This window comes from Spirosoma endophyticum (genome assembly GCF_900112365.1).
Lineage (GTDB): Bacteria > Bacteroidota > Bacteroidia > Cytophagales > Spirosomataceae > Spirosoma > Spirosoma endophyticum.
Window position 1 is genome coordinate 168,997 of sequence record NZ_FOLQ01000001.1, and the last position, 13,598, is coordinate 182,594.

A 13,598-nucleotide genomic window follows, 5' to 3' on the forward strand; every position below is an offset into this window, starting at 1 on the left:
TACGGTATTCCTGATGAGGGCGGTGCCCGTTTTTCGGAAAACTCCTGAGCCTTGTTGAAGCTATATAGTAGGCATCTTGGTTTGAATTATATAATTTTGCCGTATGGCACAAATTGAAACACTGGAAGATTTCTATCAAAAGAAATTCAATTGGTTACCCGATAACCTGCAACAGGATATTGGGCATTTTAATGTATTTCGATTAGAAGATTGTATTGGGCCAACGGCCGTACCCGTACAGTATAGCCGTCGGGATTTTTACAAGATCAGCCTGATCCGGGGTCGAAACGTATACCACTACGCGGATAAGAGCATCGAGATCGAGGGGTCGACACTCATGTTTTTTAACCCCCAAGTGCCCTATGCCTGGGAGTCACTATCGGACGATAAGACTGGCTTTTTCTGTATTTTCAAAGAGGCTTTTTTTACCCAGAAAATTCGGGGTAGCGTGCATGAATTACCTATGGTTAGTGCGGGTGGTAAACCTTCTTATCTGCTTGAGCCATCTCAGGATGAACACGTTAGTCAGTTGTTTGTGAAAATGATTGATGAATTGAACGGGGATTACCAGTATAAGTATGACCTGCTTAGGAACTACGTAACGGAGTTGATTCACTACGCGCTCAAAATGCAACCCTCGGAAACACTGTACCAGCACGCCGATGCCAAATCTAGGATCACGGCCGTTTTTACGGAATTGCTGGAACGTCAGTTTCCCATCGAATCGCCTGCACAGCGGTTTAAGCTGCGGTCCGCCAACGACTTTGCGCAGCAGCTTTCGGTACATGTCAATCACCTGAACCGGTCCATCCGGGAAACAACCGGCCGAACCACGACCGACCATATTGCGGAACGCCTGGCGAGTGAAGCCAAAGCCTTACTGAAGCATACCGACTGGAATATTGCCGAAATCAGCTACAGCCTCGGCTTCGAAGAACCGGCCCATTTCAATAACTTTTTCAAAAAGCAAACCCAATTGACACCCTCCGCGTATCGCACTGTTTGAATTTTGCAAGTATCCGTTTGAATGGCGCAAGTACCACCGCGCCGACGCCCACTAATTTTGCTCTCGTTAAACGAGCAGAATTATGGTCAATGAAAAAGTCTGGTTTGTTACCGGGGCGTCTAAGGGCTTGGGCCTTAGCCTAGTCAACCAATTGCTGGCGGCTGGCCACTCCGTAGCCGCTACGTCCCGACATGAGGACGAATTAATCAGGGCTGTTGGTCCACCCAGCGCCACCTTCTTACCGGTACACGCTGATCTGTCCAGCGAGGCAAGTGTTGCGCTGGCTATTCAGAAAGCCCATGATACCTTCAATCGTATTGATATAGTCGTTAATAACGCAGGCTACGGCATCGGTGGTAGCATTGAGGAACTGTCGGATCAGGAAACCAGAGCCAGTTTTGATGTCAACGTATTTGGCATGTTGAACGTGATTCGGAAGGTAATGCCGTACCTGCGCGCCCAGCGGTCCGGGCACATCATCAACATTTCGTCCATTGCCGGTATCGCGGGCAACACGGGTTGGGCAGTTTATGCCGCCACAAAATTTGCCGTCGTCGGCTTGTCCGAAGTGCTGGCTCAGGACGTTAATTCGTTCGGTATCAACGTAACGGTTGTCGCACCGGGTGCCTTTCGCACCAGTTTCCTTACGCCCGACTCCCTCATGCTGGCTGAGCATCCCCTTGACGCTTACAAAGGAGTTCGGGCGTCACACGCTAAGTACCTGACAATGGATGGGGCCCAGGCCGGTGATCCCGAGAAAGCCGCAGCGGCCATGATTCAGGTTGCCAGTCAGCCCAATCCCCCCCTTTATTTACTTCTGGGCAGCGATGCCTACCAGCGGGCGATGAACAAGCTTGACCTGCTTAACAACGCCTTTACACGTCAGGAAGCACTGACTAAATCAACGGATTTTGCCAATTAAAAAACAAAACACACTTATGAATACGCAACAAATTTGGTTCGTTACCGGAGCCTCCAAAGGTCTTGGCCTATCCTTGGTTAAACAACTGCTGGACAACGGTTTTTCCGTAGCCGCTACGTCAAGAAACCGCGACGACCTGCGCCAGGCGGTTGGTTCTACGGATGCCCGCTTTCTGCCTTTGGCCGTCGATTTGAAAACCGAAACCAGTGTGGCAGAGGCTATCAACGCTACGATTGAACACTTTGGTCGTATCGACGTCGTGGTCAATAACGCGGGCTATGGTTTATTGGGTAGTATCGAAGAACTGACCGATCAGGAAGCGCGCGAAAATTTCGATGTGAATGTGTTCGGTTCGTTGAACGTCATCCGGAATGTTATGCCGCATCTACGCGCACAACAGGCCGGGCACATCATTAATATCTCATCCATAGGGGGTTTCACGGGTACATTTCCAGGATTTGGCATTTACTGTGCCACCAAGTTTGCCGTTGCGGGTTTCTCGGAGTCGCTGGCTGCGGAAGCCAGCGCGTTCGGCATCAACGTAACGGTGGTTGAGCCGGGCTACTTCCGAACGGACTTTCTTTCCTCCAGTTCGTTGGGCGTTCCGACTCGCCAGATTGACGCTTACGAAGCCGTCCGGCAGTCGCAGGCGGCTCACCAGATGGAGATTGCCGGGAATCAGCCGGGCGATCCCGAAAAAGCCGTGGCCGCTCTGATCCAACTGGCATCGGTAGAAAACCCGCCGATGCATTTATTTCTGGGCCAGGATGCCTACGATATGGCCTATGTGAAAATAAAGGCCGTTCAGAACGACCTGGAAAACTGGAAGGACGTAACGGTGTCAACTGGTTTTACCGTTGATGTCTAAAAATTAGGCGAAAAATCGTAAGGTATTGACTATGAGTATACTGCCTTGCGCTTTATGCGAAATTATAGGTTCATGGAAACTAAAACATACATTGGCCTTTGGGTCACTAAAGACGGATATATCCGTCATGAACTTCTGCCGAATGGTCGGTACGATGAAGCCAGAGGTTCCAGAAAAAGCGCGTATCAGGGTCGTTATACGCTGGAGGGAGACCACATTGAGTATGTAGACGATACCGGATTTACGGCTGATGGCGACTTTCGGGATGGCATTCTTTATCATGCCGGTATGGTCCTTTACAAAGAAGGAACGACTTAACGCCTGGGTTTGGTAGAAGTACTGTCTTTGCAACATACTGATAGAGTGAAAGCAAAACGAGTGAGCAGAAGTTTGTTACAAACTCCTGCTCACTCGTTTTGCTTTCAGTGCTATGTACTTCTGGGGATTTACCTAAATCCGTTCGGCCAGATACGCGGCTACTTCAGCCAGCCGGTTCGAAAAGCCCCATTCGTTGTCATACCAGGCGGCTACCGACAATAGATCGCCTTCTTTCATGGTCAGCGGTAGATCAATAATGGATGAATGCGGGTCACCAACAATGCGCGACGAGGCCCATTCGCCTTCCAATACGTCCATCACCCCTTTCAGGGGACCTTCTGCAGCCGCCTTGCGGAACGCGTCGTTGACCTCCTGCACGGTGCAGGGTTTTTCGGTAAGCAGGTTTAATTCGGCGATGCTGCCCGTGCGGGTTGGTACCCGATACGCTTTACCGGTGATCTTGAGATCGGGCCAGATAAACTGCAACGCCCGCGCGGCTCCCGACGACGAAGGAATAATGTTTTCGGCAGCTGCCCACGAATCGCGCCGGTCTTTCATCGGCTGATCGGTCAGGGACTGTGTGTTGGTGTAGGAGTGAACCGTCGAGAAGAGCCCGGACGTGATGCCAAAGTTTTCTTTGATGACTTTCACCACCGACGCCAGCCCATTGGTCGTGCAACTGGCCATGCTGATTATCTTATGGGTTTCCGGATCGAATGAATCCAGGTTGATGCCTTTCAATAAGACCGCGTCGCAATCGGCCAGCGATTTGCTGGGGGCGCTGACCAATACGTACTTGGCACCCCGGTCGAGGTGAGCCTGTGCCCCGGCGCGGGTGGTGGCCCGGCCTGTGCAGTCAACGACCAGATCGACGCCTAGTGCTGCCCAATCCGGGATCTCTTTGGCTGAATTGATGTACGGAATTTTTCGATCACCGACCGTAATGTGGCCCTCTCCGCCCGAAACCGGCTCTGTCCAGCGACCGTAATTGGTATCGACTTCAAATAAAGCCGCCAGGGTAGCCTCATCTTTAATGTCTGAAATAGAAACGGGAACAAACAAGTTGTTACTAAGACCAATCCGAAGGAACTGCCGTCCAATTCGGCCGAACCCGTACAAGGCAATACGTTTCATACTGATTGTGATTAGATGGTTTGTTTTAAGTAGTGTAAGATGTCAGAATCAATCCTGCACAGGGACTGAAGGGATTGTCATCGTCTTATAAAGTCAACACGTTAAACGCATCTACAGTTACCAAATCGCCTGTCTTAATTTATGAATGTCCCAAAATCTCACTTGTGGAAAGGAAGCAGGACCGTCTGGAAATCCCACCCGACTGGCTGCCAAACTCAGGCCCGATTATAGACTTTCAGGACAGGTTCGCGTAAGATGCGGCCTTTGTCGAAGAGAACGAAGGTGATCATGTCGGCTAAATCCTGCGGATCGACCCAGGTTGTAAAATCAGCGTCCGGCATAGCCTGCCGATTTGTGGACGTATCAATGGTGCTGGGCAAGATAACAGTCGAAACAATACTGTTCGGCTTACCGGTGGCATTGATGATGTCCGACAACTGGAACAGCAGTGACTTCGACAGGGCATAGGCAACCAGATGCTGCCCCGACTGCACGTCCAGCGCCGGCCGGGCACCAATCAGTACAAACCGGCCACCGGTCGGTTGCTGGGTCATGTGGGCAAAAATCGGTTGCACAGCGTTGTAGGCTGTTTTGAAGTTCATCGTTAGCATAGTATCGATCTGCGCGGCATCCGTCTCCAGCAACGAACCCAGCGTAAACCCGCCCGCCAGCAGCACAGCCGCGTCGATAGGGCCGTGGTTTGTAATTACCTGTTTCACCAATGTATCAACCGCCACCGCATCGGTTAGGTCAACGGGATACGAAACCAGTTCACCAGGGGAGTCGGCCGATCGCTGGCGGGTATTCGTGGCGGAATGAACCGTAGCGATAACCCGGTGCCCCTGATTTAGCAGGGTTTGTGTGACGACATGGCCTAAGCCACCTGATGCGCCCGTTAGAAAAATGGTTGCCATAAACGATAAGATAGCTTGTGTTTAGCTTGACAAGATAGCTGTTCCAATCTGTAATTAATGATAAAACCGTTCGTAGATCCGCTCTTTAATCAAGACGCTTATCGTATCAAATTCGTCCTGGCTGGGCATAATTGGGATAGATAGTAAGTGCATGGGTATGGGCGGGTTACCCACTTCGTAGGGCGGTTGCGCATACGGAAATGGATTGAGCGAAAAACCCTGTCGTTCGTAAAATTGAATCCGTCGGCGACCGATGTCGTCCTGGGGCAGTTCGACTTCCAAAATGAAATAAAGGCTGTCGATACGTAGTAGCTCGTCGAGCGCCCGCTGGCCTAACTGGTTGCCACGCAGGGTTGGATCAATGGCAAAATGCTCAACAAACACCACAGACGGCCATTGCCAGTAGATGATAAATCCAACGAGCCGATCCTCATCGATCAACGCGCACAGATGCATATCGGAGTAGGGGAGAAGCTGACGTAGCGCATCAAAACGGCGTCGTTCGTTCGCTGGAAATGATGTTTCATACCAGGTCTGGATAGTGGCCAGATGTGGATGTTCAGCCGTGATTCGCAGAAAAGTCATACATGAAGATGAGCTACCGTGCCCCTGGCTTAATTAAACGGGCGCTTTGGCTAAAAGTAAGGCTAATGACTGATTAGATAAACTCCTCAGTTGAACCAATTCCTGATATAGTTATATTTTAAGAAGTTTAATAAGAAGCCTGGCGTTTTATCTTTCTTTTTTTAATGTGTTTTTAATGAACCGGTGTAAATTTGTTTTTCTAGCCGGTATGAACATACGTCGACGAAATTTTCTGGTGTACCGAATCCTATGCTTTCTGATGGCGCTTCACGTCCTCAATATTAGCATAGATACGCCTGATAGGACTACGCTATCAGGTCGGGCCACTACGTACCACAAGGATTTGTCGATCAATGAGATAGAGAGTATCAGTGAGTTTGTGCTGGAAAAATGCCTGGGTATGGCGGATGCGATCCCGGAGCATGATGACCCGGACGACGAGACTGAAGCTGCCGAACAGGAACAGGACTACGCGTTCACGCAACTGTTCCGGTTTACTCCCCTGTTGCCGTCAATTCATTATCTGACGAGAGGTACCTTAGTATTTCGACCCGCACACATGCCTATAGCCGTGTCGGAGATTATTGCCCCACCCCCTCAGTATAGAGCCTAAGCCAACGCTCGGACGCATCGACGTGTTGAGTTTTAGATGAGCTGCTTAAACGATTCATATCGTTTCCCTACCTTTTTTGCTACGTTCTTTTTTTGTCAATTTCCAGTGATCTGGTTAGTTGAAAATCCATGTGGTTTTTCAAGTGGCTGTTGCTGATTTATCACACTATTCATGAAAAACAAAGTAAGTCGGATGCCCCTGCTGGTCTGTTTACTGCTGGTTGGTTGCGCCACCAAGGACAAAGACGCGGAAAGTGAGCCGCCGGAGACACTGACACTGCCCGTGGTTCAACTGACCCGACAGGCAACAACGCTGAAACGGGATTACGTGAGCCGGTTAGAAGCCACCCAAAACGTCGAGATCCGGGCCCGTGTATCCGGCTTTCTGGAAAAAATTTACGTCGACGAAGGGCAGACGGTTCACAAAGGGCAGTTACTGTTCAAATTGAATGAAGCCGAATACCAGGCCGAATTTGACCGGGCGAGTGCCAACCTCAAAAGCGCCGTCGCCAAAGCCAAAACCGATGAAGTTGAAATGGGGCGGGTGCAGTTGCTGGTCGACAAAAAGATCGTCTCGCCGTCGGAACTGGACCTGGCGAAAGCCAAGCTGGAAGCCGCACGGGCCGCGATTGACGAAATGAAATCGATTCGCGCGACAGCCGCGCTACGGCTGTCGCATGCGGGTATCAAAGCCCCTTTCGATGGTACGATCAACCGGATTCCGTTCAAGATGGGGAGCTTAATCGAGGAAGGTGCCCTGCTGACCACCGTTTCCGACGTGCGGGATGTGTATGCTTACTTCGACGTATCGGAGAAAGAATACCTGAATTACCTCAAAAAGAATCCCAAACGCGACGGTCGAAATGGCCAGGAAGTGGAAATGCTGCTCGCCGATGAGACGCCCTACGCCTACAAAGGACGTATCGAAACGATGGAAAGCGTTTTTGAAGAAGGCGCGGGAACGATTGCTTTCCGGGCGCGTTTCCCGAACCCCAACAAATTGCTCCGGCACGGCTCTTCCGGTAAAATTCGCCTGACCAACCCGGTCAATGATGCCCTGCTGGTGCCTCAGAAAGCGGTCTTTGAGGTGCAGGACAAGAACTATGTGTATGTGGTCGATGCGGCCAATAAAGTGAAAACCCGAAGTTTCGTGCCGCAGGGACGGGTAGACAGCAACTACATTGTCCTGTCGGGTCTAAAAGCAGGTGAGCGGGTCGTTTACGAAGGCATTCAGAACATCCGCGATGGCATGCTGATCATTCCCAAAGCATTCACTGCCGATACGGTATCGTCTTCCAACACGGTTGCTAAACAATAACAGGTTTTTGGTTTACGGTTTTGGTATACGGTGGGCTGCCGCGCGCTATTTATGCGGCAGCCCACCGTATACCAGAAACCGTAAACCCAACCGACCACTGTAAACGGTTTTTCTATGTTTGATTTATTTATAAAAAGACCGCTGCTATCGGCGGTGATTTCGGTAGTTATCACGCTGCTGGGGGTGTTGGCGCTGACGGGCTTGCCGGTCACGCAATTTCCCGACATTGTTCCGCCCTCCGTTACCGTAACGGCCAAATACACAGGCGCTAACGCCGAAGTGGCCACTAAAGCGGTTGCCATGCCGCTGGAACGGGCCATCAACGGAGTGCCGGGCATGGTATACATGAACTCGGTGTCAGGCAATGATGGCAGTACGATTATTCAGGTGTTTTTCAACGTGGGGACCGATCCCGATCTGGCGGCAATGGGCGTTCAGAACCGGGTTACTACGGTGCTTGATGAGCTGCCCGAAGAAGTCATCAAGGCGGGTGTGTCGACGGAGAAAGAGGTGAACAGCATGCTGCTCTACCTCAATATTTTCAGCGAAGACCCGTCGGTCGACGAGAAGTTCATTTACAACTTCGCCGACATCAACGTACTGGCCGAACTCAAGCGGATCGATGGCGTAGGCTTCGTCGACATCATGGGCTCGCGGGAATACTCGATGCGCGTCTGGCTCAAACCCGACCGGATGACGGCCTACGACGTATCGCCCGACGAAGTGATTGCGGCCATCCGGAAACAAAATGTGGAGGCTGCCCCCGGAAAAGCGGGCGAAAGTGCCGACCGGAAGCCGAATATGCTCCAATACGTATTGCGGTATAGCGGAAAGTTCTTCGAGCCCAAACAATACGAAAATCTTGTGCTGCGGGCCGAACCAGACGGCTCGATTTTGCGCCTGAAAGATGTGGCCGAGGTTGAATTCGGGTCGCTGGATTACGACGTGCTGTCCAAAACCGACGGACGACCGTCGGCGTCGATCATGCTCAAACAACGTCCTGGTTCCAACGCCCGGGACGTAATCAACAACGTGAAAGCCCGCATGGCGGAGTTAAAGAAAACAAACTTCCCGCCCGGCATGACCTACAACTTCGCCTATGACGTATCGCGCTTTCTGGACGCTTCGATTCACGAAGTTATTCGCACGCTGATTGAGGCATTCGTGCTGGTGTTTCTGGTCGTGTTTCTGTTCTTGCAAGACTGGCGCTCCACCCTGATTTGCGCGCTGGCGGTGCCGGTTGCGCTGGTCGGTGCGTTTGCGTTCATGAGCCTGATCGGGTTTTCGATTAACCTGCTCACGCTGTTTGCGCTGGTGCTGGCCATTGGTATCGTAGTCGATAATGCCATCGTGGTCGTGGAAGCCGTACACGCCAAAATGGCCGAAAGCGGGGCTGGCCATCTGTCGCCACGAGCCGCTACGTTTGCCGCCATGAAAGAAATCAGCGGAGCGCTGGTGGCGATAACGCTGGTCATGTCGGCGGTGTTTGTGCCGGTCGCGTTTATGTCGGGTCCGGTCGGGATTTTCTATCGCCAGTTCTCGCTAACGTTGGCGGTCGCCATTGTTATTTCCGGTGTCAATGCCGTTACGTTAACCCCGGCTTTATGCGCGCTCTTACTCTGTAACACCCACGGCCATGCGCCAAAGGACCTTTTGGGACGTTTTTTTGCCAGTTTCAATCGAGGCTTCGACAAATTAACGGGTCGCTACCAGGGCTTGCTCAAACGGGTGGCCAGCCGGGGTTTGGTAACGGTGGCGATGTTTCTGGTATTCGTGGCCGGTACCTGGGGCATCAGTTCCTTCCTGCCCAGTGGATTCATTCCAACCGAAGATCAGGGTATGATTTACGTGAACGTAACGACTCCAGTTGGGGCAACTGTCAAACGGACCGAAGATGTACTGGACAAAATTCAACAGGTCGCGTCGAAAATGGACGCCGTCGAGAACGTATCGACGCTGGCGGGTTATAGTCTGATGACCGATGGCGTGGGGGCTTCTTACGGGATGGGGATGGTCAACCTGAAAACCTGGGATCAGCGGACGCAAACGATGGAAGAAATTATTGCTGCGCTGGAAGAGAAAACCCGGACCATTCAGGATGCCAGCATCCAGTTCTTTCCGCCACCCACCGTTCCCGGCTTCGGGAATTCCAGCGGTTTTGAACTACGGATGCTCGACCGTACGGGCACAGGCGATCTGCAAAAGACCAAAAAAGTGGCCGATGAGTTCATTGCGGCCTTAAAAAAACGGCCTGAAATCGGAAACGCGTTTACGAGTTTCGACCCAAGTTTTCCGCAGTATCTGTTGCAGGTCGATCAGGACAAGGCGGCTCAGAAAGGCGTTTCGATTGACAATGCGATGGGCACGCTGCAAACGCTGATGGGGAGCTATTATGCCTCCAATTTCATCCGTTTCGGGCAGATGTATAAAGTCATGGTGCAGGCCCTGCCCGAATACCGGGCCAAGCCAGAGGACGTACTGGCGCTGCGGGTTAAGAATGAAGCTGGTGAAATGGTGCCGTTCTCCAACTTTATCAGCCTCAAGCGGGTGTATGGGCCGGAGCAGATTACCCGCTATAACATGTACATGTCGGCTCTCATCAACGGTGACCCGGCACCGGGCTACAGCAGTGGCGATGCTCTGAATGCCGTTCAGGAAGTGGCCGCGAACGTACTGCCGCGTGGCTACTCGTTTGAATGGTCGGGCATGTCGCGGGAGGAAGTTTTGTCAGGCGACCAGGCCATTTATATCTTCCTGCTCTGTCTGATCTTCGTGTACCTACTGCTGGTGGCGCAATACGAAAGCCTGTTTTTGCCTTTGTCGGTACTGCTGTCGTTACCGGCGGGGATTTTTGGCTCGTTTTTGTGCCTGCAACTGGCGGGGCTGCAAAATAACATTTACGCACAGGTTTCGCTGGTTATGCTCATCGGTTTGCTGGGAAAGAATGCCATCCTGATCGTGGAATTTGCTAACCAGCGTCAGCAGGAGGGACTTCCCATTGTGAAGGCGGCTATTGAGGGAGCTGTCACGCGGTTACGACCTATTCTGATGACGTCCCTGGCTTTTATCGCCGGCCTGATTCCGCTCTGTATTGCCTCTGGGGCCGGAGCAGTAGGTAACCGATCCATTGGTACGGCGGCTGCGGGCGGCATGCTCATTGGTACCATATTTGGGCTGGTGCTAGTGCCGGGCCTTTATATTCTGTTTGCTAAACTGGCGCAGCGCTTCGCATCGAAAACCCCACCCACCGACGACGAATCGTTGCCGACTATCCCATCAACAAAAACAAATGGTGCCTTACTTGAACAAGCCTAAAATAGGTTATCGTCTCGGTTTGCTTCTTTTTCTGGTCAGCCTGAGTGGTTGCCGGGTTATGCACACGCTACCGAAAATGCCGGACGTTTCACTACCCGTATCGTTTGCGGGCAGCGATGACTCCACCACAATCGGGCGTTTACCCCGGCAAACTCTCTTTGCCGATAAAAATCTGGTGCAGCTAATCGATACAGCGTTGACCCAAAACCCTGATCTTAGGATGGCGCTCCAGCGTATCGAGATGGCGCAGGCCAGTTTCCAGATCAGCCGGGGTGCATTGCTGCCGAGCGTGAACGCCGTCGCTGCAGCCGGAGTCGACCGATACGGAAAATATACCCTGAACGGCGTGGGGAATTTCGATACGAATCTATCCGAAAACATAGTCGGTCAGAGTCGCATTCCCAACCCCACACCCGATTTCTTTCTCGGACTGCGCAGTTCGTGGGAACTGGACATCTGGGGCAAACTCCGCAACCGTCGGCAGGCTGCCTACACGCGTTTGCTGGCGTCGCAGGAAGGCCGAAACCTGGTTGTAACGGCCCTCACCGGTGAAGTGGCCCGGCTGTATTATACGCTCTTGGCGCTCGATGCCGAGCTGGAGATCATTCGGGAGAATGAAGCGCTACAGCAACGGGCTGTCGAATTGGTGAACGTACAGAAAGCCGCCGGTCGCGTCACGGAGCTGGCCGTTCAGCAGTTTACAGCGCAATTGTTAAACACCCGCAGTCGGGAGGGCGGGGTTCGGCAGGAGATTGTTGACGCCGAGAATCAGTTAAATACGTTACTGGGTCGGTATCCGCAGCCGATCGTCCGGGGGCAATCTATCGAAGATCAGAAAATTCCAGCTCAGATACTGGCTGGTCTGCCGTCTCAATTAGTACGTCGTCGGCCCGACATTCGGCAGGCAGAACGCGAACTGGAGGCCGCCAACGTTGATATTGCCGTGGCCCAGGCCGAGTTTCTGCCCTCGCTGACGCTAACGCCTTACGTAGGCTTCAATGCTTTTCGCGTGTCCTCGCTGTTGGACCCGGCGTCCATTGCGGCTGGTGCCATTGGCGGGCTGGCGGCCCCTATTTTTAATCGCCGGTTATTGAAAGGAAATTATACGATTTCCGTTGCCCGGAGTCGGGAAGCTTATTTTGCCTATCAAAAAACGATTCTGACCGGCGTTAGCGAAGTGGTGAGCAGCCTGAAGGGATTGGACAACTACCGGAACGTAGCGGAACTGCAACGGCAGGAAGTGGCCGTGCTGCGGCAGGCGGCTACTACGTCGAATGAGTTGTTTGTGAATGGCTATGCTACGTATCTGGAGGTGATCACCGCCCAACGTAGTGTGCTGGACGCCGAACTGGCCCTGATCGAAACGAAACGATCCCAGTTTCTGTCGCTGGTTGGCTTATACAGGGCACTGGGTGGCGGATGGGAGTAGGAGAATACACGCTCTATTCACTTAAACTATTGTATCATTTGGCGGTTATTGCCTACAAACTGTTCACTTATTTAATCAAAATTCACAATGAAAAGGATTTACGGTGGCTTTATTGCCGTTTTAGCATTTTGTCTGCTGGGGTTGACCCCTTCATTTGCTCAGTTTTCGGTTGGGATCAATGGGTCCGCAGCCTTCTCGGATGTTCAAAATTCGAAAACGATTTATGGAGGTGGTTTAAATGCCAAGATTTTTCTTGGGTCAAAGCTGGATGTGGGGATTGGCGTGAAAGCCTTTGGCGAAAGCCGAAGTATTTCAGCCGCAGGGCAAACACTGGAATATTCAGCCGCTATCATTCCCATTACGGCAATGGTTGATTATTATTTTACGGAAGGTGCTTTACGGCCCTACATTGGCGCCGAAGTAGGGGCTTATTCCGTTGGAACGAGAGTCAAATTCAACGGGCAGGAAAGCAGCAAAATCAATTCGACCAATGCGGGTGTCGCGCCCAAGGTGGGTCTTATGCTGGCCTTCGGCAATCTGGGGATTTTTGCCGAAGGTGCCTACAATATCATGTTTGGCAATAAGAATGGCAGCACGAATGTTGGTACGATCGGTAACGTGAATTTTGACCAGACCTCGAAGTTCTTTACGGTCAATGTCGGCCTGCAAATCGGCATTCCCAAAATGAAGTAAAGGACGCCTGACTGAACCGGGGCCAAAACCGTTTATTGCAATAAACGGTTTTGGCCCCGGTTTATGTTTACTGAGCTAGCCATCCAACCGGTAGCTCATCTGGTTTATTCAATCGGTACCGTTACAATCGTCCCCCCCTTTTTATAGAGGAGCAGGAGCTTTTCCCCTTTATCCTTGGTCACCGTGTCGCCAATGGCAATGGCTGGCTGAGAATGATAATTCATCTGAAAACTAGCCACTTCTTTGGTATCAATATCCGTGTAGGTTATTTTGAGTGAAGTGACCGCTGAATTGGGTCGCGCCTTACGGCTTGCCGTATCCGTAACGATGGCGTTCAGCCGCGAATAGATAACTGGATTTGCCTGATTCTCCGTGGCAGGGTCCGTGTCTTCGCCCATGTATTCCTGATAGAAAATGATCATAAGCACAGCTAACGCAGCGATGCCGGCGAGGAGTGAATAGCGTAGTATGGATTTCATGAGAA

At 51.8% G+C, this 13,598-nt stretch carries 13 protein-coding genes; 9 read left to right on the forward strand and 4 right to left on the reverse strand.

Translation table 11 applies throughout. The features are described 5' to 3' along the window. Window positions 1–103 precede the first annotated feature (103 nt). The 4 genes from BM202_RS00650 to BM202_RS00665 all read left to right on the forward strand — a co-directional run bounded on the left by BM202_RS00650 (window position 104) and on the right by BM202_RS00665 (window position 3,114). Window positions 104–1,006, forward strand: coding sequence for a helix-turn-helix domain-containing protein (locus BM202_RS00650; protein ID WP_093822544.1), 903 nt, complete (start codon window positions 104–106; stop codon window positions 1,004–1,006). 82 nt (window positions 1,007–1,088) lie between these two features. After that, entirely contained in the window at window positions 1,089–1,928 is an 840-nt protein-coding gene (locus tag BM202_RS00655) for an SDR family NAD(P)-dependent oxidoreductase (RefSeq protein ID WP_093822545.1), read from the forward strand. Window positions 1,929–1,944: 16 nt separating this feature from the next. Next, entirely contained in the window at window positions 1,945–2,796 is an 852-nt protein-coding gene (locus tag BM202_RS00660) for an oxidoreductase (RefSeq protein WP_093822546.1), read from the forward strand. Between the two features lie 72 nt (window positions 2,797–2,868). After that, window positions 2,869–3,114: an Atu4866 domain-containing protein gene (locus BM202_RS00665; protein ID WP_093822547.1), complete on the forward strand. Its 246-nt coding sequence runs from the start codon at window positions 2,869–2,871 to the stop codon at window positions 3,112–3,114. Between the two features lie 132 nt (window positions 3,115–3,246). Here the strand turns inward: BM202_RS00665 and BM202_RS00670 are convergent, their stop codons facing one another. The 3 genes from BM202_RS00670 to BM202_RS00680 form a co-directional block, all read right to left on the reverse strand. Continuing rightward, a complete protein-coding gene (locus BM202_RS00670) occupies window positions 3,247–4,248 on the reverse strand; it encodes a type I glyceraldehyde-3-phosphate dehydrogenase (protein ID WP_093822548.1) in 1,002 nt (333 codons plus the stop codon). Window positions 4,249–4,463: 215 nt separating this feature from the next. Beyond that, on the reverse strand, window positions 4,464–5,162 hold the full coding sequence (locus BM202_RS00675; protein WP_093822549.1) for an SDR family NAD(P)-dependent oxidoreductase: 699 nt from the start codon (window positions 5,160–5,162) through the stop codon (window positions 4,464–4,466). Window positions 5,163–5,216: 54 nt separating this feature from the next. Then, the gene (locus BM202_RS00680) at window positions 5,217–5,747 is read right to left on the reverse strand and encodes a GNAT family N-acetyltransferase (RefSeq protein ID WP_093822550.1); all 531 of its coding nucleotides are present in this window, start codon (window positions 5,745–5,747) and stop codon (window positions 5,217–5,219) included. A gap of 208 nt (window positions 5,748–5,955) precedes the next feature. Here BM202_RS00680 and BM202_RS00685 point away from each other — a divergent pair, with 208 nt between their 5' ends. From BM202_RS00685 to BM202_RS00705, 5 genes are all read left to right on the forward strand, one after another. After that, a complete protein-coding gene (locus tag BM202_RS00685; protein WP_143100611.1) occupies window positions 5,956–6,360 on the forward strand; it encodes a hypothetical protein in 405 nt (134 codons plus the stop codon). 171 nt (window positions 6,361–6,531) lie between these two features. Further along, complete coding sequence (locus BM202_RS00690) at window positions 6,532–7,677, forward strand: efflux RND transporter periplasmic adaptor subunit (RefSeq protein ID WP_093822552.1); 1,146 nt, start codon at window positions 6,532–6,534, stop codon at window positions 7,675–7,677. A 114-nt stretch (window positions 7,678–7,791) separates the two neighbouring features. Beyond that, entirely contained in the window at window positions 7,792–10,992 is a 3,201-nt protein-coding gene (locus BM202_RS00695; protein ID WP_093822553.1) for an efflux RND transporter permease subunit, read from the forward strand. Then, a complete protein-coding gene (locus BM202_RS00700) occupies window positions 10,967–12,421 on the forward strand; it encodes a TolC family protein (RefSeq protein WP_093822554.1) in 1,455 nt (484 codons plus the stop codon). The genes BM202_RS00695 and BM202_RS00700 overlap by 26 nt, the downstream gene beginning before the upstream one ends. 87 nt (window positions 12,422–12,508) lie before the next feature. Next, complete coding sequence (locus BM202_RS00705; protein ID WP_093822555.1) at window positions 12,509–13,114, forward strand: hypothetical protein; 606 nt, start codon at window positions 12,509–12,511, stop codon at window positions 13,112–13,114. A 104-nt stretch (window positions 13,115–13,218) separates the two neighbouring features. Here BM202_RS00705 and BM202_RS00710 read toward each other — a convergent pair whose 3' ends face one another. Continuing rightward, on the reverse strand, window positions 13,219–13,593 hold the full coding sequence (locus tag BM202_RS00710) for a hypothetical protein (RefSeq protein WP_093822556.1): 375 nt from the start codon (window positions 13,591–13,593) through the stop codon (window positions 13,219–13,221). Window positions 13,594–13,598 lie beyond the last annotated feature (5 nt).

Excerpts from the sequence above, each read along its gene's own strand:
- BM202_RS00675 (WP_093822549.1), bottom strand. The coding sequence starts at position 5,162 with ATGGCAACCATTTTTCTAACGGGCGCATCAGGTGGCTTAGGCCATGTC.
- BM202_RS00690 (WP_093822552.1), top strand. The coding sequence starts at position 6,532 with ATGAAAAACAAAGTAAGTCGGATGCCCCTGCTGGTCTGTTTACTGCTG.
- BM202_RS00650 (WP_093822544.1), top strand. The coding sequence starts at position 104 with ATGGCACAAATTGAAACACTGGAAGATTTCTATCAAAAGAAATTCAAT.
- BM202_RS00695 (WP_093822553.1), top strand. The coding sequence starts at position 7,792 with ATGTTTGATTTATTTATAAAAAGACCGCTGCTATCGGCGGTGATTTCG.
- BM202_RS00680 (WP_093822550.1), bottom strand. The coding sequence starts at position 5,747 with ATGACTTTTCTGCGAATCACGGCTGAACATCCACATCTGGCCACTATC.
- BM202_RS00700 (WP_093822554.1), top strand. The coding sequence starts at position 10,967 with ATGGTGCCTTACTTGAACAAGCCTAAAATAGGTTATCGTCTCGGTTTG.
- BM202_RS00655 (WP_093822545.1), top strand. The coding sequence starts at position 1,089 with ATGGTCAATGAAAAAGTCTGGTTTGTTACCGGGGCGTCTAAGGGCTTG.
- BM202_RS00705 (WP_093822555.1), top strand. The coding sequence starts at position 12,509 with ATGAAAAGGATTTACGGTGGCTTTATTGCCGTTTTAGCATTTTGTCTG.
- BM202_RS00665 (WP_093822547.1), top strand. The coding sequence starts at position 2,869 with ATGGAAACTAAAACATACATTGGCCTTTGGGTCACTAAAGACGGATAT.
- BM202_RS00710 (WP_093822556.1), bottom strand. The coding sequence starts at position 13,593 with ATGAAATCCATACTACGCTATTCACTCCTCGCCGGCATCGCTGCGTTA.
- BM202_RS00660 (WP_093822546.1), top strand. The coding sequence starts at position 1,945 with ATGAATACGCAACAAATTTGGTTCGTTACCGGAGCCTCCAAAGGTCTT.
- BM202_RS00670 (WP_093822548.1), bottom strand. The coding sequence starts at position 4,248 with ATGAAACGTATTGCCTTGTACGGGTTCGGCCGAATTGGACGGCAGTTC.
- BM202_RS00685 (WP_143100611.1), top strand. The coding sequence starts at position 5,956 with ATGAACATACGTCGACGAAATTTTCTGGTGTACCGAATCCTATGCTTT.